Annotated in this window: 16 protein-coding genes and 1 tRNA gene; 7 read left to right on the forward strand and 10 right to left on the reverse strand. The window is 43.1% G+C overall.

Annotation, left to right across the window (positions count from 1 at the left end; all coding sequences use genetic code 11):
* Positions 1 to 296: 296 nt before the first annotated feature.
* The gene (locus tag ABDD94_RS15455; protein WP_345953024.1) at positions 297 to 962 is read right to left on the reverse strand and encodes a response regulator; all 666 of its coding nucleotides are present in this window, start codon (positions 960 to 962) and stop codon (positions 297 to 299) included.
* 11 nt (positions 963 to 973) lie between these two features.
* Positions 974 to 2566: an ATP-binding protein gene (locus tag ABDD94_RS15460; protein WP_345953025.1), complete on the reverse strand. Its 1593-nt coding sequence runs from the start codon at positions 2564 to 2566 to the stop codon at positions 974 to 976.
* Between the two features lie 664 nt (positions 2567 to 3230).
* Between ABDD94_RS15460 and ABDD94_RS15465 the strand changes: the two genes are divergently transcribed.
* A complete protein-coding gene (locus tag ABDD94_RS15465) occupies positions 3231 to 4097 on the forward strand; it encodes a hypothetical protein (RefSeq protein WP_345953026.1) in 867 nt (288 codons plus the stop codon).
* Between the two features lie 268 nt (positions 4098 to 4365).
* Here the strand turns inward: ABDD94_RS15465 and ABDD94_RS15470 are convergent, their stop codons facing one another.
* The 6 genes from ABDD94_RS15470 to ABDD94_RS15495 form a co-directional block, all read right to left on the reverse strand.
* A complete protein-coding gene (locus tag ABDD94_RS15470; protein WP_345953027.1) occupies positions 4366 to 5556 on the reverse strand; it encodes a site-specific integrase in 1191 nt (396 codons plus the stop codon).
* Positions 5557 to 5816: 260 nt separating this feature from the next.
* A complete protein-coding gene (locus ABDD94_RS15475; protein ID WP_345953028.1) occupies positions 5817 to 6347 on the reverse strand; it encodes a sigma-70 family RNA polymerase sigma factor in 531 nt (176 codons plus the stop codon).
* A gap of 582 nt (positions 6348 to 6929) precedes the next feature.
* On the reverse strand, positions 6930 to 7196 hold the full coding sequence (locus tag ABDD94_RS15480) for a helix-turn-helix domain-containing protein (protein ID WP_345953029.1): 267 nt from the start codon (positions 7194 to 7196) through the stop codon (positions 6930 to 6932).
* A gap of 202 nt (positions 7197 to 7398) precedes the next feature.
* The gene (locus ABDD94_RS15485) at positions 7399 to 8631 is read right to left on the reverse strand and encodes a site-specific integrase (protein ID WP_345953031.1); all 1233 of its coding nucleotides are present in this window, start codon (positions 8629 to 8631) and stop codon (positions 7399 to 7401) included.
* 249 nt (positions 8632 to 8880) lie between these two features.
* Positions 8881 to 8967, reverse strand: a tRNA-Ser gene (locus tag ABDD94_RS15490).
* A 79-nt stretch (positions 8968 to 9046) separates the two neighbouring features.
* The gene (locus ABDD94_RS15495) at positions 9047 to 11110 is read right to left on the reverse strand and encodes an HDIG domain-containing metalloprotein (protein WP_345953032.1); all 2064 of its coding nucleotides are present in this window, start codon (positions 11108 to 11110) and stop codon (positions 9047 to 9049) included.
* A 178-nt stretch (positions 11111 to 11288) separates the two neighbouring features.
* On the opposite strand from ABDD94_RS15495, the gene ABDD94_RS15500 reads away from it, so the two are divergent.
* From ABDD94_RS15500 to ABDD94_RS15525, 6 genes are all read left to right on the forward strand, one after another.
* Positions 11289 to 12209 carry a hypothetical protein gene (locus ABDD94_RS15500; RefSeq protein ID WP_345953033.1) on the forward strand — a complete coding sequence of 307 codons (921 nt, stop codon included), beginning with the start codon at positions 11289 to 11291 and terminating at the stop codon, positions 12207 to 12209.
* 114 nt (positions 12210 to 12323) lie between these two features.
* The gene (locus tag ABDD94_RS15505) at positions 12324 to 13796 is read left to right on the forward strand and encodes a POT family MFS transporter (protein ID WP_345953034.1); all 1473 of its coding nucleotides are present in this window, start codon (positions 12324 to 12326) and stop codon (positions 13794 to 13796) included.
* 104 nt (positions 13797 to 13900) lie between these two features.
* Positions 13901 to 14635 (forward strand): polyprenol monophosphomannose synthase, encoded by a 735-nt coding sequence (locus tag ABDD94_RS15510; RefSeq protein WP_345951189.1) that lies wholly within the window; start codon positions 13901 to 13903, stop codon positions 14633 to 14635.
* A gap of 141 nt (positions 14636 to 14776) precedes the next feature.
* Positions 14777 to 15799: a Holliday junction branch migration DNA helicase RuvB gene (ruvB, locus tag ABDD94_RS15515; RefSeq protein WP_345953035.1), complete on the forward strand. Its 1023-nt coding sequence runs from the start codon at positions 14777 to 14779 to the stop codon at positions 15797 to 15799.
* Between the two features lie 178 nt (positions 15800 to 15977).
* Positions 15978 to 16580, forward strand: a complete 603-nt coding sequence (locus ABDD94_RS15520) for a phosphatase PAP2 family protein (RefSeq protein WP_345953036.1) — start codon at positions 15978 to 15980, stop codon at positions 16578 to 16580.
* 74 nt (positions 16581 to 16654) lie between these two features.
* Complete coding sequence (locus tag ABDD94_RS15525) at positions 16655 to 17755, forward strand: hypothetical protein (RefSeq protein WP_345953037.1); 1101 nt, start codon at positions 16655 to 16657, stop codon at positions 17753 to 17755.
* 60 nt (positions 17756 to 17815) lie between these two features.
* Here the strand turns inward: ABDD94_RS15525 and ABDD94_RS15530 are convergent, their stop codons facing one another.
* Both ABDD94_RS15530 and ABDD94_RS15535 read right to left on the reverse strand, forming a co-directional pair.
* On the reverse strand, positions 17816 to 19468 hold the full coding sequence (locus tag ABDD94_RS15530; RefSeq protein WP_345953038.1) for a hypothetical protein: 1653 nt from the start codon (positions 19466 to 19468) through the stop codon (positions 17816 to 17818).
* A 26-nt stretch (positions 19469 to 19494) separates the two neighbouring features.
* Complete coding sequence (locus ABDD94_RS15535; protein WP_345953039.1) at positions 19495 to 20187, reverse strand: hypothetical protein; 693 nt, start codon at positions 20185 to 20187, stop codon at positions 19495 to 19497.
* Positions 20188 to 20254: the final 67 nt, after the last annotated feature.

Consider the following 20254-nt stretch of genomic DNA (forward strand, 5'->3'; position numbering starts at 1 on the left):
CTACACTATCGGGTATGACAGCTTGGTGAGCAGATCTTGCAACCGTCAGCCGACGAGTCGGTCTTTTTTGCTTCATTCACTGCATCTCTACAATTGGAAAAGTCGCCGAGGGGTTTCCGGTTAGATTCCAGTGGCAGCTTGTAGCAATTTTCATTGTGCACCTCATGGTCGCCATTGGACTGAGCGTGCCTGTTTGAATAATACTTCATATGACTTAATTAAATATATATTTAAGTCAAAGTTACCCGCCGACATAACACTGATCTTATGGGAAACCGTAAAGAGAAAGAAAATGATTAAATGATCCAATGATCTTTGCAATAAGCGATCAGTTGTTCATTTTTGGTGAAACCTAAAGCATCACGGATCTGCCCTAGCCGCTTTTCTACGCTACTTAAACTGGAAGCCTTGAAACCTTGTTGTTCCAGAACATAAGGAATGTTCTTTTGATAGGTTCCCTGTGCCAGTTCTGAGATAATAATAAGGTCATACTTCGTAAAGTCGTGCGCATTCTTTGCACGGACGGCTTGTTGAAATTCTAGTGGAATAAATATTTTATGGTCAGCTATTTGTTTTATAGCCCTTTTCATGTCCTCCTCATCACGGGGACCTTTTGGAACATACCCATTGATTCCCAAACGGTCATACAGCCCAGTGGCGACCGTCGGCTGATTTTCAGCTGAAAATACCAGTATCTTTATCTCAGGCTGAAGTTTTCTTACAGCGGCGATCAGGTCGACGCCACTCTTCAGTTTTTGACCCGGACGGTCTTCCCGGAAAGAAAGATCTGTAATCAACAGGTCGTATGAAGCACCATCCGCTTTTGCGATCTGTAGTAATTTAAAAGCATCGTCGCAATAATGCGCCTGACGGACATAAATAGCGCCAAGTGTTGTTAAGGTTTGCTGAACCCAGCTGTTAACGCTATGGTGATCTTCGGCGATTAAAACACGTTCAAACATAAATGATCTGTTTAGGCAAAGGGAAAGTTGATCTCGATCCTGAGACCCCTCCCATCGTTAGTGCCAAAATTAATATGGCCGCAAATGGTTTTTATACGGGTTCCCGTATATGTCAGGCCATTTTGGTAAATAGTATTCTCCGGAATACCGACACCATCGTCAATGTAAGTGATCGAACAATTGTTTCCCTTGGTCTCAAACTTGACAACCACATTAGCGGCTTTACTGTGCTTCTGCATGTTGACCATAAACTCCTTTAAAATCAGCTTTAATTCTGATCGCACGTCTCCACCGACCTTGTGCCATAACGCCTCATCATTCCCCACCAGAGAAACTTTGGTGTTTTCAGTACCAAATGATTTCAAAAGCTCACCGATCCTTTCATGAAAAAATTCATCATTATCGCTCAGTATCTCATAAGAAATATCGCGTGATCGTTTATATACATCCTCTGAATGCACAAGCAGCCACTGCCTGTCAAGCACTGAATCATGCTTAATCCTTTTCATCAACAGATAAATATCATTGGATAACGAATCATGAACTTTTTTCGAGGTTTTACGTCGAGTTTCAAGAATGGCTTCCTGCTTTTCCCTTTCCTCCCGAATCTTTCGTTTTCGAAGCCATACGATCATAATGATCGCTACTGCTATAATGACCACCACAATTACAAATAACAATAGGTTTCTGACCGCTACCTGATATTTCTTCTCCGCATTTTCTTTCTGAAGTTGCAGGTTCTCCGCTTTACTTTGCTCGGCGTGATACCGGATCAGGGCGAATTGTTGCCTTGATGAATTCCTCGCGTCAACAAGGCTGTCATTCAGTCGCTGGAAACGTACAAAATATTTCTTAGCTAGATTTGTGGGCGTCAGTTTGATCAAATGTCCTAACGCTTCCAGTTCATCATCGGGACTGCTGATCTGCCGTGCGATTGAGTACATTGCGTTTGCATAAAACAAGGCAGAATCCGGGCGGCTGGCTGCATAAAAATCTGCCAGGTGAGTAAAACTTGAGTTCTGGCCCCAAAGATCATTTTCCTGTCGTCGAATCTCCAACGCCTTTAACAACTCCGGGGCAGCATTATAACCGGGGCGATAAAGTGCTTTAGCCGTCGCCATATTGTTCAGGATACGGGCATAAGTTTTTTTCCGAACGGTCTTGGGCAATATCTCTGTATATATTTTCAGCGCTTGGGGATAGGCTTTCATTTCCTGATAGGTGAATGCTTTGTTGTTGAAGATAGCCAGCCGAAACTTCTCATCTTTCGAGAAACGAAGCGCCTGGTCAAAGTATTCCAGGGCGGACCGGTAAGCTTTGAGGTTAATGCCCGCTACACCCAGCTCATTGTAATCTGAGGCTAAGCACTGATGATGATCCTCACGGCGTTCATTTAAAAATCGCAATGAAGTGGACAAACTTTCTTGGGCGCCGAAGTAATCACTGGCGTCTGATTGAATCACTGCCATCTGGTTGTACGCCATCGCAATTTGAAGGCTGTCCTTTGAGCTAATCACCGCTCTATTGAAGTAAAAAAAAGCAGAATCAATTTGTTTGTCGAGAAAAGAGGTGGCCCTTTCATAATCGGTTGAGGCCTGACTCATACTGGATGGGATTTTCTGCTGACGACGGCAAGCACACAGACAGGCAATAAGTAAAAATAGAATTGATAAGCGGTATGGCACGGTTTTTTTGAGTAAAGTTAAAAAACTCGGGCAAAAAAAAGCGGGGCAGGAAATGACCTGCCCCGCTTATCTTAAGGGTTAGCCGTTTTTGGAGGGCCGGGCGGAATATGTTCAGTATCACCACCGGAACCGTCACCCGGATCAGTGTCACCAGAATTAGTAGTTACTACGGGTCCTCCACCATGCTGGTGTATCGGACAGTTATGCGTCGGGCATGAGCATGCCAGGAAGAGCGCTAAAAAAAGCTCAATCATTTTTTAAAATTTAAAGAGTTAATAAATCCGGCAGGAGACTCTGAAGACTATCTCCAGGGTTTGCTGCCAACCGCATAAGAGGCGCCTCTTACATTTTTGGGAAGTGAGAGCATTGGTAGCGGCAGTTAATAACTGCTTCCCAAGCCGGCTAAAACCGCCGCAACCTTTGCTCATCAGAAACCGTTCGAATCGATTTCTGAAGCAAATGTAGAGCGGCCTGGACCGGGTAACACCAGCCAATTCCGGTATTTCCGGTAATTCCATGCGGAATTCCGGTTCTTCCGGTAGAGTCCAAAAAAAGACTTAGATTTATCCTTAAATTTTTTGAGATGTATGAAAGAGAGTACAGAGAACTTGTAATAAATGATTTTGAAAAGAAGCAAGCAGCCGGGATCTTACCTCCAGAGCTAATCGCGCCGACACGTAAAAGTCTGCGAGATTATAGTGTGAAGGTTTGTACCGAGCGTTATAAATCAAAAGATGAGCCGCTACTCAGATCGTTTTTTGGTAAAAGAGACAACCCTGCAGCTTATTTGATCGCTGTTCAGAATGCCGATGCCGAAAGTTTCCGGACACTAAATAATTTTCTTAGGGACCGTTCAAGAGGAACGTCATTTATCAACATCAGTCTGCTGGCCTGGATGATCGATTTTGAACCCCGGCCCTTTCATGAGAATTTAAAGATAGAGGCGGTACCTGTTAATGATCCTGGACGCATAATAATAAACGAACCGGAAACAAAAACGACCAAACCACCTACTGTTCGTGGCGACAAAGAACAGGCTGGCGATAAGGCAGTAAACTTTCTATTCTCAACGAAGCATACATTCAAAATAAAATGGACTTATGTGATTGTACTATTGTTATTTCTTTTAACTGCTTTATATTTTGTTAGTAAGGATAGTGCAGGAGATAAGGGATGCATGATCTGGACGGGCGAAAAATATCAGCAAGTCGAATGTAATCACAAATCCGAGGACGGTCGTTTTTCTGTAGTGCCATTAGACACACCAGTTCTGAGAGGCTTTAAAAAAATCCTGAAAGAAGACACACTTACCGCAAACTCCATCGGAAAAGTCTTCTGCGTAAAAACAAACGGGAAATATGATTACTACACTGATAGTGCAGCGAATCCCGTAAATCCTGAAAGGCCGTTACGCCCCCTAACCCATTTTATTATGAATAACAATGAGTGATCAGATAATGAGGAGATGCGTTCTTAATTAAACTTCAGTGTTATGCTACCTGATCTTGATTGTAAATACCTACAATGTCCACTACGACAGAAAGTAAAAAAGATCAATGTCCGATTTTGCAACTCTTTAGTTTTCATTTTTATTAATGCCCTTAACTTCTTATGATGCAATTGCGTATCGCAACGTCCATGAAATATGGACAATTAGCTATGAGTTATAGCGCAATTTCATCAAAAGGCATAAAACGCCGGCTTAATACTTACTTATTTTAGGCAAGTTTATTCAGATGAAACACTACCCGCTCCCTTTGGACTTTTGCGTAAAAATCCTCAGTGGTAGACATTTTACTGTGACCAAGTAAGAAGGAGGCAACATCCATCGGAATCTCATTGTTGAGGAGGACAGTAGAAGCAAATGTTTTTCTTGCAATATGATGAGTGAGATGCTTGTTTATACCTGCCTGGGAAGCAAGCTCTTTTAAATAAACATTCAACTTTTGATTGGAGATGGAGGGAAACAGGAAGCCTTCGTTATTGGGGTAACCGTAGCACTTCACGATGCTCAATGCCTTCGGCAGTAATGGAACAGCAATAGGCCGCTTCGTTTTTTGCCGGATCATTTCGATCCACAACCAACCTTTCTTGTCCTTTTTTAAATGATCGCTTCTGAGTCCCGACAGTTCATGATACGCGAGTCCGGTATAACATGAAAAGATGAAGAGATCCCTGACCTTATTTAATGTTGCTGACAGCGGATGCTTTTCAAGCAGTTCCAACTCCTCGCTATTCAGGAACACCACCTCTTTAACGAATCTTTTTTTACGATACAGTGCAAATGGGTCAAGTTTTAGCCAACCATGCGCAACGGCTATGTGAACGACCTTTTTGACCCTTTCGATCGTTTTGTTAACTGTATTCTGATTTTGACGTTTATCTACCTTTAAGAAGTGTTCAAAATCCAGAAGAAAGCCGAGATTAAGCGACGGTAAGGGGTAATCGGGCAAACGATGGTGTTCTTTTATAAACGCGCACACGTGGGACCTGATGAGCGTAAACTTATTAAGGGTCGCAATAGAATAATCTTTGTTGACCAATGTTTTGATCTGCGCAATATGAAAATCGAATATGCCAAGTAAAGTTCGCTCGTTTTTTTTATTGCCTAAATACTGATCGTAGAGATCGCTGGCATTGAAGTCATCATGAGACTTCAAAAGCGCATCGTATGCTTGCATCAGTTTGTTTCGAATGGTCTTGAGCCGATTGTTGCAATGCTTCGCCTCAATACTGGCGCCTTTTTGTACTGCACCTTTAACGTCCCAATCGATCTCTTTGAGATAGCAGCCGGATGAGAACTGTTTACGCTGGCCATTCAGCGTTAAGCGGCAATAAACCGGCATAGTGTCTTTGCAGTTTGCCTTGGAACGATACAGGAAAAAGAGAATGTGTAATTTGCTTACCATAGTGCTAAGTGTCTTAAAATAAATCATTCCGTACTACAGAAACGCTACCGAATTGTACTGGTCTCAATGAGTAACCTTTGTAGTAAAACATATAAAAAGAAAGCAACAGAGATAATCACCAAAGAAGACTTATTTGAGTTTCGCATTAATTATTTAATGACATTCACTCACCGTTAAGGAAACGCCCATCCTCTGCCGAACCGAGCGACTCTAGATTACTACGTTAAAAGAACTAATTCAAACCCGCTTAGAAAAAGGGCCTACTGCCAATTTTTGACATACCATTGCTTCAGCGCTAACTTCAAACGATGACAGATTACCCAGTAGTTACCCGAGGTGAGAGAAAGTTTATGGCAGATATCGGCCGCTTTCCATCCTAGTACAAACCTCATTTGATAGACTTGTTGCCAGGTGTCAGGTTGCGTCGACAGGTAGTCGCCTAAACACCGGTAAAACTCCTTCATCATAATAGGGTCAACGTCGTCATAGGGATCATTATCGGCCGTCATCTCAGAATCGTAGCCGATTAGCTTAAGTTGCTTATCTGAAGCCATAACCTTTTCCTTGGACCGAAGCCTGTAGACTTTATAGATCTTATGCTTAAGTATGGCGGTCATCCAGGTAAGTTCGGAACTGCGCTGTTCGAACCGGTCATACTGTTCCAGCACGACCAAAAAAGTATCCTGTATCAAGTCTTCGATCAAAGCCGGATCGTTAAGCCTTTTAAGTCCATAGTGATACAGGTAATTGTAATCTGCCGTAGTTAATTGTTTCAATTCCTTGCAATTCATCAGCCTTACTTTATTTGATTACGGAAAAAGCGATCACCCGAATAAAGCATGGCCTGCATAATTAAAAGTTAATTAAGAATTAATTTCCGGGCTTTATCAGACTAAGTGATTGGAAATTGTAGGTTTTCGTGTTAAATGCGTAAAATGCGGTATTAACAGCATACGACTAGCTCATTCTATCAGGTTGACTCTAGTCCTGCTTATCTCACCATGATCAAGTGAAAACTGCTACCGACAGAAGGAACTTTATTACTTACTGCCGGTATCAGTTTATCAAACGGAGAACACTTGTGATATCAGATAAAATATATCTTACTAGCTTCCTTGGGATGATAACTAGGTTCGTATCTGACATACCCAAACTTATTTAATTCATTCATGCACTTATGGTACGTTGATGTTGAAGCGATTTTACTTTGGGTCATCAATACTCTTCTGGATACAGAATAAGGGCAAGGCTGACCGTTGTTAAGCCAACTTTGATAGATTGCTAAAAATAGACAGATATGGCTTAGCACTATTCGTTCGTCCCTAACAGCTTTTTTCATAAAAGTTGTTAAGTGGTTTGAAGAACCCAATCTTTTACCTTTTTCCGTTAAGTAGCTTCATAATGTCTTCCGATTTATAAAAGACTGTACCGCCGATACGGGTGAAGGACATTGTACCATTGACCCGCAAGTTTTGCAGCGTACTGGCGGAGATACCTAGAAGCTCCCGCACTTCCTTGCTTTTTAGCCACTGCCTTTTATCGGAAAGTTGGGTATTGTTTAATAAATGCTTGATTTCATTGAGCAGATCGGCCTTAAAGGCCATGAGATCCTCTTTGGTAATAATTTCTATTGCCACCATATTCGAGTCGTTAAAGTTGGAGAAAATAACAGCGCGAATCAGAACCCGCGAAATATGGAAGAGGTGCCGGACAGGGATAATTATCCGATTGTTTCACAAAGATAAGAGCTAAGCACTTAACTGTCAAGCAATATTTTAAATACAAAATAATGCCCACGATCATACCTGGTGATCATGGGCATATAGGTGAATGGTATTACATCTATTTCGAATCTTCCTGCACCGCCAATAAATGCCTTCTTAATTTTTGCATATCGTCCCCTACTTTTTTATCCAGGACCTTCGCATAATGCTGTGTCTGTCTTAGATTCTTATGGCCTAACATTTTCGCAACGGATTCAATTGGTACGCCGTTACTCAGCGTAACGGTGGTCGCAAATGTATGTCTGGCGATATGGAAGGAGAGCGATTTGTCGATGCCACAAACGTCAGCAATCTCTTTCAGGTAGGCATTCATTTTTTGATTGCTCAAAATGGGCAGGACCGTTCCCTTCACGCGGCATGACGCATGATCTTCATACTTTTCAAGAATGGCTAACGGCACCGGCATCAAGGGTATCCTGGACGGCGTGTCAGTTTTCTGCCGGTGAGTAGCAATCCATTTCATGCTGTCAACACCGGTGACAATCTCCGTCTTTTTAAGCTTTTGTACATCTGCATAGGCAAGCCCCGTGTAACAGCTGAAAACAAAAATGTCCCGGACCTGGGTAAGGCGGTCGCTGACAAATCGCTTTTGATAAATGGCTAAAAGTTCTTCTTCTGTTAAGTGGGGGCGTTCGACCTCACGCTTGGTCATTTTGAAGTCGCTAAAAGGATCTCCGGGCAACCATTTAGACTTCACACACTGGAGGACGATCTTTTTAAAATAAGTCATGTACTTGACCGCTGAATTATGCTGGCACTTACGCACCGTCTTCAACCAGAACGAGAAGTCATTAATAAATTCATAGTCAAGGCTCGTAATCTCCATATCATTCAATCCATATTTCCATTGCATGAAAGAACGGGTATGATCAAGCGTTCGTTTAAAAAGATCAAGTGTTCCAGGAGAGTACTCCTGCGGAACTAAAGCGCCGATACGCTCATTGTGCTTTTCAAAAATGGACAGGATCATCCTACGGTTGTCTACACCCATCATGACGTCCTTTAGACTTTGTACGGAGATGTCTTTATTTTCGTCGATCAAAGACCTCCGGGCCTCGTGTGCTTTTGATTCGAGCGTCATCAGCAGTAGGTTTATCGCTTTTGCATCTTCCCTGCTTCCGGTTGCTTTACCGCTCCTGGCATCCCATCTCGCCGGGTTCCACAACCTTTTTGTGGATAGGTCTTTGCTCTTACCGTTAACGGTAATTCTTAAGTAAATGAACATGTCTCCCCCTTTGTAATGCTGGGGCTGCTTGAGAAAGAAAAATAGACCGAAACTTTTGTCTAACATAACACTGCAATTAAATGGTTAACAAATTTAAAAATGCAGCAAACAGAAATCAAGATGTTCGAATGTCGAACATGCTTATTATCAGTACATTATAACACTTTTCCAGCGTGATTTCTGCAATAGAAATCACGCCACGAATCACGCTAATTTTTTCTGATAAATAATGCATAATTCAGCATACCGGGGAAAACAAAAAAGCCGCTAATTCTACGAATTAGCGGCTTTTGTACAATTTTATAAGTCTTTCAGCGGTGAGGGAGGGATTCGAACCCTCGGTACAGTTTCCCGTACGTCAGTTTAGCAAACTGATCCTTTCGGCCTCTCAGGCACCTCACCAATTTTCAATAATACGTCCCCGTTTGGGATTGCAAATATAGTAATTCAAGTAAACCGTCAAAAAAAAAATACGGTATTTCTAATAATCTATTCGCACGTGGTAAATACTCATGAGCATGCGCTTAAATATAGTTTTAATGGTTTCCAAATCTTTCAACGTAATATCACTGTCTTTCAACTGGTTCTGATTTAGTTTGTAATTCACAATGCGGTCAACCAGGTCGCTTATGGATTTTGCATCTGGCTCTTTTATTGAGCGCGAAGCGGCTTCTACAGAGTCGGCCAGCATTAAAACACCCGTCTCTTTAGAGAAAGGTATGGGTCCAGGGTAACGGAAAATGTTCTCATCAATGAATTTTTCGGGAAAATTTTTCAGGAATGACTGGTAAAAGTAATCAACCCTTGTATTACCGTGGTGGGTACGTATAAAGTTAATGATATCATCAGGCAGGTTGGCTCTACCAGCCATTTCCACTCCTTTGCGCACATGCCTGATAATGATCTGTGCGCTTTCTTCGTATGATAGCTTATCATGAGGATTAAATCCTGCCGTTTGGTTCTCAATAAAATACAGCGGGTTCTCCATTTTACCAATATCATGGTATAAAGCCCCTGCCCTAACCAGAAGCGCGTTACCGCCAATGCTGTAAATAGCATTTTCGGCCAGGTTAGCCACCTGCAGGGAATGCTGAAAGGTTCCGGGCGCTTTGAAAGCCATTTCACGCAGTAAAGCGGCATTCGTATTGGTGAGCTCAATAAGCGTTAAATCAGACGTTATCCTAAATGCTTTCTCGAAGGCGTAGATAAGCGGGTAAGCTAATAATGTAAGCATTACGCTTACTACAAACGGAAAGAACTCCAGCCACTCGATACTGGAAATATCACCCTCTCTAATGAAGGATATACCTACAAAGGCAGCAAAATAGTTTAAAGTAATAATGAGTGCCGAAGTTAAAAACTGGCCCCTGCGCAACAGGTTTTTGATACTGTAGATAGATACCATACCCGCTGTAATTTCATAAAAGGCGAACTCAAAGCTGTTAGGTACATAAAAGCCGGCAATTAGTATAACGAGCAGGTGAATGTTGAGCGCCAGCCGCGTATCAAACAGTATCCGGATGATGATGGGCACAATACAGTAAGGGATGTAATACAAATTTGGTATTTGCAGCATAATAGCACCCGACAATGTAGCCAGCATGGCTGTGATTACCAATAATATCAAACCCACCAGGCGGTTGTTCTGATAAATATCTTTACGGAACAGCCTTAGGAATATAATAAGCAGCGTTATTGTTAACGATACAAGTAAAAACTGACCAAAGAAAACTTGCCAACGGTTACCATTTGCCCGTGCGCTATCTTCAAAATATTTTTTGTAGGAAACAAGCTTTTGGTAAACTTCGTCGTTTATCACAGACCCCTTTGTGATAATTACTTCATCTTTTTGTACCATGCCTTGCGTGGTCGAAATATTATCCAGGGCATCGCGCTTTAAACGACTGGTTAATTTATCATCATAAATGAGGTTGTTTTGAAGGCGGTTTTGCAGCAGATCGAGCATAAACGCCTTGTCTACGTTATGAAGGGTAAGCTCCTGCTCAAAATAGGTCACAGCCTTTTCTTTTGTAAATAAGCCTGATGTGTTCTTAGCTGAAGCTACGTTTTTATTTACTGCGGTGACATTATAGTTATCGGTGGCTGGTTGGTTTTTTAAACCCAGGGTTATTAAGCCGGTAGCATAAACATGATTAAGCAACGTTCTACCCATTTCCAAGTAGCGCGACTTAACTTTGTCGGGCAGGCCAGCACTAGCCCATTTCAGGTTAAAATCGTTAACGAAACCTTCCACCTGCTGGCGTTGTACATCCTCGTTAAGCTGGTAAACGGGCGAAATATTCTGCAGTGCGGCCTCCTGATCTTTTTCCAGTTCGGCACTCGTTTTTAGTATAGCAAAATTATAGGGGGCAATCAGCTCTTTCTGATTCCAGATACGGCCTTTCTCGAATTCATACCTGAATTTGGTTTGCTTAGGAAGCGCTAAAATGATTAAGAATACACACAGGAGTATCAATAAAAACTTTACGCCAACCGCATACTTGCGTACTACTGCCCTTTGTCGTGAAATACTAAACTTTGCCATTCAAGAGTTACTTATCAAATATAGTGCGATTTTAGCGCCTAAACTAATCCTTGCAATTATAGTCTAAATGCTACAATATACATTCAGTAAGTTCATTTTGTTAAATTAGGCGGTTAACCGACGCTCAAAACCAAGGTTTAGCTATAACCAATTCTAATCTTATACGTTATACATTTGCATGAGAAAATTTTTCTTACTGTTTACTTTAGTTACTACTTGCCTGCTTGGTAACGCACATGCACAGCGTTTCAACTCGCCAGACCAACTCAATAAGCTGCGCCCGTTACAGGATAGCCTGATTAGGCTAGGTAGCCAGATGGTTAATAATCCGGGCGATCCGGAACGCAAGAATGCTAATTACACATTTATCCGCACGCTCTTAAGAGCACTCCAGGTACCTAACTCCTATGCTTTCAATTTTGATTCCCTCAAAATGATAAGCATTTTGCGTGCGCCCGATAACAAATTCCGCATTTTTAGCTGGTTCGTAATGAACGAAGATGGCAGTTACCGCTTTTACGGTGCGTTGCAGGTAAACACAGGTGGCAAATTACAACTACACCCACTTGAGGACTATTCTCACCTACTTAAAAACCCAGAAGATTCTGTAACTGACAATCATAAGTGGTATGGTGCCGAGTACTATAAAATTATTCAGGTTAATGCCGTAACACCTTATTACGTGTTATTGGGCTGGAAAGGAAATACAGTAAAATCTACTAAAAAGGTTATCGAGGTTATATCATTTAAAAATGGCAAGCCGGCTTTTGGCTTACCTGTATTTGCCGGCAATAAGAAAACCAGGAACCGTGTTATTTTTGAGTACAGCCGCCAAGCCTCTATGTTGCTTCGGCATGTACCTGAACAGCATCTAATTGTGTTTGATCACCTGGCCCCTCCAGATGACAAGTTTAAAACCCAGCAGGACACATACGGCCCCGACCTTACCTATGACGGTTATAAGTTGCAAAATGGCAAGTGGACCTATGTAGACAATTTAGACATGCGTAACATTCCCTCCCCGGTAGACGTGGATATTGCAGACCCCAAAAAGCAAGCTATTAGAGATCGCAATTCTGTTCCTTTACGAAAAAATTAAGTGCGGTAAGTTTTGCGTGCACCATTATTTTGCGTTTGTACTTGTAAAGATTTCAACACAAAATTCCGGTTTCGGGGATAAATACTATTTTTAGAAAATTTTTTAATTGAAACTATGGTTCAAGATACGCTTTCGATCGATAAAGAACTTGTCGAACCGAAGTACCCAAAAAGTATTCCCTACATTATAGGCAATGAAGCCGCAGAGCGTTTTAGCTTCTATGGCATGCGCTCTATACTTGCCACCTTCCTGGTAGCACAGTTCTTCAACCCCACCCATAACGCTGCATTGCAAACTGTGGCAGAGGCGAAAGCTAACGAAATAACCCACATATTTGTGGCATTGGCTTATGCCATGCCGTTTGTTGGCGCCTTAATGGCCGATTGGTTCTTTGGCAAATACAAAGTAATCTTATACGTTTCGATATTATATTGCTTCGGCCACTTGTTGCTGGCTATATTTGATACCGATTTGCAAGGCTTTCGTTACGGCCTTGTATTGATTGCAGTTGGCGCCGGTGGTATTAAGTCATGTGTATCAGCTAACGTGGGCGATCAGTTTGACAAAACCAACCAGAGCTTACTATCAAAAGTTTATGGATGGTTTTATTTTGCCATTAACTCTGGTTCTGTACTCTCAACCATCGCTATACCGTACATTTATGAGCATTATGGTGCTAAATGGGCTTTTGGCGTTCCTGGTATTTTGATGGCCCTGGCCACTATTATTTTCTTTTCGGGCCGTAAAAAGTATGTCAAGCTCCCGCCCTCGGGCATCAACCGTAACAACTTCCTGTTCATATCTCTTTATGCGCTATTTAACATTGGTAAAAAACAAAAAGGGCAGGCATTACTGGATGTAGCTAAAGACAGTTTCGACCATGAAAAAGTAGAAGGTATTAAAGCGGTATGGCGTGTAATGGCTGTATTTGCGTTTGTCCCTATCTTTTGGGCCATGTGGGATCAAAGCTTATCGGAATGGGTGTTGCAGGCTACCAAGCTTGATTTACACATGTTTGGGTACCAGTTACTGCCTGAGCAGGTTCAAACTGCCAACCCTGTTTTCCTGCTTTCATTTATTCCTATTTTCAATTATGGTATCTACCCATTTTTAGATAGAATGGGGCTTAAAACCACGCCGTTACGTCGCTTTAGTGCAGGTTTAATATTAACAGGCTTGTCTTTTGTAATCATCGCTTTGATACAAACCCGTGTTGATGCTGGCGAACATCCGTCAGTTTGGTGGCAAATATTGGCTTATATGGTACTGTCGGCTGGTGAAACACTGGTTTCGATTACCGGCTTAGAATATGCTTATACACAATCCCCTAAATCAATGAAAAGTACGATGTCTGCTATTTGGTTACTTACAGTAGCTATAGGGAACATCTTTGTAGCTTATGTTAACAATAGTATATCAAATAAAGGCTTCTTCTCTCAGTTTGAGGGGGCTAATTATTACTGGTTCTTTGTGGGTCTGATTTCTGTATTCATTTTTGTTTACCTGTTCGTTTCCCCTCGCTTAAAAGAACGTAATTATGTGGCCGAAGATGAGAACCAAGTTGCGGCAGAAACGACTAACTTGTAAAAACTTAACATCTTTTAACAAAAGCAGGAAGGTACATGCTTTCCTGCTTTTGTTTTTTAAGGGCTTAAATACGTACTTTTGCGGCTTAAAACTTTATTACACCCGTGCCCGATAGCATAGTTATCATACCTACTTATAACGAAAAAGAAAACATTGAGCGCATGATACGCAAAGTGTTATCGCTTCCGCATGACTTTCATTTACTGATAGTTGATGACGGATCGCCCGATGGTACAGGCGCAATTGTAAAAGGTCTGCAGGCCGAGTACCCCGAGCGTTTGTTTATAGAGGAGCGCAAAGGCAAGCAGGGTTTGGGTACGGCGTATATACACGGTTTTAAGTGGAGCATACAGCGCAAGTACGATTACATATTTGAGATGGATGCCGATTTCTCGCACAATCCGAACGATTTGCTGCGCTTACGTGAGACTTGTGTAGAGGGTGCCGATATGGCCATAGGCTCACGCTACGTTAAAGGCGTTAACGTGGTAAACTGGCCCATGAACCGGGTACTGATGAGCTACTATGCCTCGGCATACGTGCGGTTTATAACCGGCATCAACATTAAGGATGCTACCGCAGGCTTTGTGTGTTACAAGCGCAAGGTGCTCGAAACTATCCGGCTGGATAAGATCAAATTTGTAGGTTACGCCTTCCAGATTGAAATGAAATATACCACCATTAAACATGGCTTTAAGGTGGTAGAGATCCCCATCATATTTACCGACCGCACCGAAGGCGTGTCTAAAATGTCGACACGCATTTTCCGCGAAGCCTTTTTAGGCGTAATCCAAATGAAGCTGAACAGCATTTTCAGAAAGTATCCCGAAGGAGAATAATTGGGTCTCTGGGTACAATTATTGCTTGTCGAACTGTGGTTCCAATGTGATTATTGATTACTATTTAATTGCCTAGCGATTATGCAGATCAGCATTCACTTACTTGCAAATGCATCATAAAAATGCTAAATTTGTTGGTAAATGAACGAGAATTTAGACCCAAATCAGGAACGCCTTACCTCTACCGAACGCGACATTGAAAAAGTGTTGCGGCCGCAGGCTTTTGAAGATTTTACCGGTCAGCATAAAATATTAGCCAACTTAAAAGTGTTTGTACAGGCGGCACGTCAGCGTGGCGAATCGCTTGATCATGTGCTATTGCATGGCCCTCCCGGCTTGGGTAAAACTACCCTATCGCACATTATCGCCAACGAAATGGGCGTAGGCATCAAGATCACTTCCGGTCCGGTACTGGACAAGCCCGGCGATCTGGCCGGCCTGCTAACCAACCTCGAAGCTGGAGATATACTTTTTATTGACGAAATACACCGCCTGAGCCCACTGGTAGAAGAATACCTGTACTCGGCCATGGAGGATTTCAAGATTGACATTATGCTGGAGAGCGGCCCAAATGCCCGCTCGGTGCAGTTAACCTTAAATCCGTTTACACTGGTGGGCGCTACTACCCGCTCAGGTTTACTTACCGCACCTTTACGGGCCCGCTTCGGCATCAACTCGCGATTGGAGTATTATGATGCCAAGCTACTCACCACAATTGTTTTGCGTTCGGCCTCTATCCTTAAAACGCCCATTACCGATGAGGGCGCTTATGAGATTGCACGCCGCAGCCGTGGTACACCCCGTATTGCCAATGCCCTGCTACGCCGTACGCGCGATTTTGCTCAAATAAAAGGCAATGGCAGCATTGATACCGAGATTGCCAAATATGCACTTACTGCCCTGAACGTGGACGAGCACGGGCTCGACGAGATGGACAATAAGATACTACTTACTATTATTGAGAAATTTAAAGGAGGCCCGGTTGGCGTAAAAACTATTGCCACCGCCGTAGGCGAAGATGAGGGCACCATTGAAGAAGTTTACGAACCTTTCCTGATCCAGGAAGGTTACCTGATGCGTACCTCGCGCGGGCGTGAAGCTACCGACAATGCCTACCGGCACCTGGGCATCATGCGCGCAGGCCAGGCTCCAAGGTTATTTTGATATTAAAAGCGGCTTATGCCGCTTTTCTTTTTGTTTCCAAGTGCAGCTTTGGCTAAACGATATATTTTAACACAATTTAGTGTGTTTGTGGTTTTTTCAGAATATTTGCTCCTCCTGTGTCTTTTATCGGCTAAACAACAATTACAGAATGCCAGGGCATGGCCACGTTTTATCAACAATGAAAATTAAGTCTATCTGTATTTTACTGATCATATTCCTCACAAGCAGCACGTCTTTCAATGCAAATGCCCAAAACAACAGGCTTGACAGAATTGAAGATGGGATTTTGCTGGATCTGGCAAAATCGCGCACACGCCCGCAAACCGAAGTGCTGATGTTTTTATCCAAAAACTACCAATACATCGATTACAGCATCCCGGTAGGTATGTTTGTAGGCGGTGCCATTGGCCAAAATAAAGAACTACGACAAAATGCGGCCTATGTAGCCAGCAGCACACTCATCTCCTATGGCTTATCGGCTATTATAAAAAAACTGGTTAAGCGCGACCGGCCATTTATCCGCAACGTGAGCATTACACCTGTTTACGAGCCAACACGTTACTCTTTCCCTTCGGGCCATACGGCACTTAGCATTTCTACCGCTACGGCACTCAGCATTTCCTACCCTAAGTGGTATGTAATTGCGCCCTCGTTTTTATGGGCAGGCGCTACCAGTTACTCGCGCATGTACCTGGGCGTACACTACCCTACCGATGTAGCCGGAGGGGCAGTTTTAGGTGCTGGTACAGCGGCATCACTTATTTTCTTAAAAAAGCCCTAACCTGCTTAATTACAACACTTTTGTAACGGCTTTCATACTATTTTGTACTGCATATCGTTTTTCAGATAACTGATATGTGCAAGAGATTTTTTTTTACCACAACCACTTTACTTCTTTTCCTTTTCATTGGTCTTACTAGCCTTAGGGCGCTTAATCCAACTGGTTCTATTGTGTTGCAGGATGAACCCCTGGCTTTAAAACCGGTGGGTTTTTACATTGCTAACGTTGCGGATGAACGAAGCAGCAAAAACGCCATAGCGCAGCTGATTGTAAAAGCACCCGGCAACAAAATGCTGGTACAACCGGCCGACCTGCAAGGTGGCCCGAGCAAAGCCATTCAACAATTTATGGAGCGTAACCTTCCTAAAAACGAAGCCGAACGCCCCGTAATCATGAGCTTAAAGGAGCTTAAAATTACAGAGACAAGCTTGGCGGGCAACCGTGTTGAAGGTAGCATCCGCTTGTATTTGTCTTTCGGCCTGCAAAAGGATTGGGGCACCGATCTGCTGGTTGGGTATGGAAGCACTTTCCGCTATGTGCGCTCGGCCGACAATGCCAACGTAGTAGAACCACAGCTACGCAAGGCTTTAAGAAACGGGTTAAATTATTTTAACGACTGGATGAAAACGAACGATGGTATGAACGTAAAACTGGCGCGCAACGTTAAATTTATTTTTACCAATTACACCGATAAAACAGAAGGCGATACCATTTATTACACCGCCAAGCGCCCGCTTACCTGGGCCGATTTTCAGTCGAAATATAAGCCAAGCGGCACCTTTAGCGCCATGGTAATGCCCAGCATAGCTTATGAGCAACATGCCAGTATTAAAGATGGAACCATTTATGTAAACATAGCTATGAAAGCATTTGTACCCAAAAGCACCTGCTGGGTTAGTTACAATGCTAAAGAAGATTACACGCTGAACCACGAGCAAAAGCATTTCGACATTGTTAAAATTATAGCGGAACAATATAAACGGAAAGTGCTGGCCGAAAAACTAACGCCAGATACTTATGAGGCTTTCCTGAGCATGCAGTACCTCGACTCGTACCGCGATATGGATGCTATGCAGTTAGCCTATGATAACGAAACCGGCCATGGCAGAGACCGTTACGTGCAATCGCAATGGGACGAAAAGATTGAGAAAGAATTGAAAACATTAACCAAATAACGAAGAAGGGCCCCGAGATCATCTCGGGGCCCTTTTTCGTTATAACAGAAACCTATAATCTTACTTACAATCGGTAAGCACAAAGGTGGCATCTACTACCACGGTGTTCGAAACCGCATCGTAACGTGTTGTTCCGCTTAATCCATTAACTGCCGGTATTGCAACCCCGGCCGATTTATCGAGCTTAAATGCACTTGAGTTGTATGTTTTGCCGGCATAAGTGGTTGTAATACTATAGCTGTTGCCATCTACCAGGTTTGTGGTTGCTACGCCATCGGTCATATAAACATTGGTACTTTCGCCGGTTGTGGTGTTCTTAAGTACTAACCAGGTTGATGGATAAGCGACCACTTGCTGGTTTGAGCATTTTGCAACCACGTTAACCATGGTTTTTATATAGTTAACAGTAGGCTGTGTAGCCAGTGTTACCTCTACCCAACCCTTACCACACGCGCCGAAGGTTGGCGTTTCGCCAAGTTTGGTTAAGCTATTACCGCTGCGTGCATAAACCACTACTTTTAAATCGCCTGCGTCTGCGGGGATATCAGATAAAACGGCTTGCACACCTTCCTTAATTTGGCTTACAGCTGTCAAGCTCACCGGTTGCTCGTTTGCCGTAGTCAGGCTCACCAGGAAATCACCGTTCAACTGTTGCGCAGTATGCATATTAACGGTTAAGGTTGATGAACAGCTGGCGCCATACCAGTCGGCACTCCAGCTCGAAAGGTGCGTAATAGGAAAGGTAACAGCCAGCTTATTACCTTTACGGATCACATTAGCTGTAGTTTCATATTTCCATTGGCCGGTTTGCTCGTTTAAACTCCAAATAGGGATGGCATCGCCCACAGCAACCTGTTGTTTGGTTTGCGGGTTAACCAGATTGCTGTTGATCTCCATGGTTAGTGTAACCGGTTTAGAAAAACCCTTTACCGCAGTTGAGCCGGCAACCATATTGATAGATAATAAACCGGCGGTAACAAATGAGGTACCGGCTGGTAGTGCTTGTCCGTTAGGGCCAATGGCATTTGATGGATTTAAGCCACCTGGCAGCGCATTATAAGACGAGGTATTACCGGTCCCGAAAAATACAACGCTCGATTTTAGTTGCGAACTGTTGATTAGGCTGCCGTTTGCATCCAGCAGCTGTGTGCCCGATGGTATACTAACGTTGCTGGCCTCGGTAGTAGATGTATTAGCGCTGGTATTAATGCTAACCGCTGAAGATGTACCTGCGCTAACCGTAGATTGTTGTACTACAGTTGCTGTACCATTAGCCGGGCTGGCGTACTCCACTAACGGAATAACCGGTGCAGAAGCGGCATTGCTGGTAACAACAATGGTTTTTGATACCGGCATAAAGCCCGGCACATTCACATAAATATGGTAAGTAAGCGGATTGGCAATACTCGGGTTGGCGCTTTTGGTAAGGCTTAAAGGCAAGATGCCGTTGGTGGCCGTAAAATTTGTACCGCCACCATCAACCTGTACCAGCGCCGCATTGGCACCACTTATGGTAACAGCAAAGCTGGCAGGTATGGCCGTATTGCTTGTTGGGTTAGCGTTAACAAACTGCAACAGCGTTGGCGCTTTTGACAGCGTACTGGTATTAACAATGAGATTAATATCGTCAGTAGGTTTTTTACAGGCATTTATAGCCAATAAACTTACCAGGCTAAACACTGCTGCAAAAACGAATCTGCTTAATAGTTTCATAAGTAGTATAAATTATCAGGGGGTTATTATCGTATCTTGAAATTAAAGTTAAGCTGTACTACAGGCAGCCAGCGGTAGCTTTTAAAGTTGGAATCGAACTGCGGCTCGAGCTTATAATTATCGGCCAGCATTTCGGTACCGGTAATCTTGCTTTGTGGTTTTGACAGGTAGTAGGTACCTAAATCAAGGTTAATGTTAAACAACCGTTGCGGAAAGCTTTTGAACAAGCCAATGCCTGCGTAGGGGGCAATGCCTCTCCAGCTCATATCAATATTGAGTGTGCCTAAATCGGCGCTCGAAAGGTTGTAGTTGCCCACCTTGTAATTACCCGTTGGCAATACTTCTATACCACCGGTAGCCTTGTACAAGTAACCCGCCCCGCCTACCAACCTAAAGCCGCGGGCGTTTTTAAAAGGCACAAAATCGGCCAGCAGGTGTATGTTCGAAAACTTTACAGAAACATTGTTGGTAGACTGGAAGCCCGAAAAGCTGAATACGTTATTAGCTTTGACTGGTATAAAAGCAGCACCAGCCCGTACGGAAAGATTTTTAGTAACGCCGTGACGCACATCAGCTCCCACACCCTGCGTACCTGCCACAACCTGTAAAGACCAATTGTTATTGAAGGTAGAAGTTGGCGGTGCTTGTGGTTTGCTCTGTGCTTTAGCCTGAAGCATTAATGCCACAAATGCTGTTAAAAATAAGTAAAATTTATTCATATCCCCTTAGTCGTTACTTTTTGTAGGTATGTTACGGAACGATTATAAGTATTTTTCTGCAACAGCC

This window comes from Mucilaginibacter sp. PAMB04168 (assembly GCF_039634365.2).
GTDB lineage: Bacteria > Bacteroidota > Bacteroidia > Sphingobacteriales > Sphingobacteriaceae > Mucilaginibacter.

Coding starts and splice junctions, on each gene's coding strand:
- ABDD94_RS15455 (WP_345953024.1), bottom strand. CDS start 962: ATGTTTGAACGTGTTTTAATCGCCGAAGATCACCATAGCGTTAACAGC.
- ABDD94_RS15460 (WP_345953025.1), bottom strand. CDS start 2,566: ATGAGTCAGGCCTCAACCGATTATGAAAGGGCCACCTCTTTTCTCGAC.
- ABDD94_RS15465 (WP_345953026.1), top strand. CDS start 3,231: ATGTATGAAAGAGAGTACAGAGAACTTGTAATAAATGATTTTGAAAAG.
- ABDD94_RS15470 (WP_345953027.1), bottom strand. CDS start 5,556: ATGGTAAGCAAATTACACATTCTCTTTTTCCTGTATCGTTCCAAGGCA.
- ABDD94_RS15475 (WP_345953028.1), bottom strand. CDS start 6,347: ATGAATTGCAAGGAATTGAAACAATTAACTACGGCAGATTACAATTAC.
- ABDD94_RS15480 (WP_345953029.1), bottom strand. CDS start 7,196: ATGGTGGCAATAGAAATTATTACCAAAGAGGATCTCATGGCCTTTAAG.
- ABDD94_RS15485 (WP_345953031.1), bottom strand. CDS start 8,631: ATGTTAGACAAAAGTTTCGGTCTATTTTTCTTTCTCAAGCAGCCCCAG.
- ABDD94_RS15495 (WP_345953032.1), bottom strand. CDS start 11,110: ATGGCAAAGTTTAGTATTTCACGACAAAGGGCAGTAGTACGCAAGTAT.
- ABDD94_RS15500 (WP_345953033.1), top strand. CDS start 11,289: ATGAGAAAATTTTTCTTACTGTTTACTTTAGTTACTACTTGCCTGCTT.
- ABDD94_RS15505 (WP_345953034.1), top strand. CDS start 12,324: ATGGTTCAAGATACGCTTTCGATCGATAAAGAACTTGTCGAACCGAAG.
- ruvB (WP_345953035.1), top strand. CDS start 14,777: ATGAACGAGAATTTAGACCCAAATCAGGAACGCCTTACCTCTACCGAA.
- ABDD94_RS15520 (WP_345953036.1), top strand. CDS start 15,978: ATGAAAATTAAGTCTATCTGTATTTTACTGATCATATTCCTCACAAGC.
- ABDD94_RS15525 (WP_345953037.1), top strand. CDS start 16,655: ATGTGCAAGAGATTTTTTTTTACCACAACCACTTTACTTCTTTTCCTT.
- ABDD94_RS15530 (WP_345953038.1), bottom strand. CDS start 19,468: ATGAAACTATTAAGCAGATTCGTTTTTGCAGCAGTGTTTAGCCTGGTA.
- ABDD94_RS15535 (WP_345953039.1), bottom strand. CDS start 20,187: ATGAATAAATTTTACTTATTTTTAACAGCATTTGTGGCATTAATGCTT.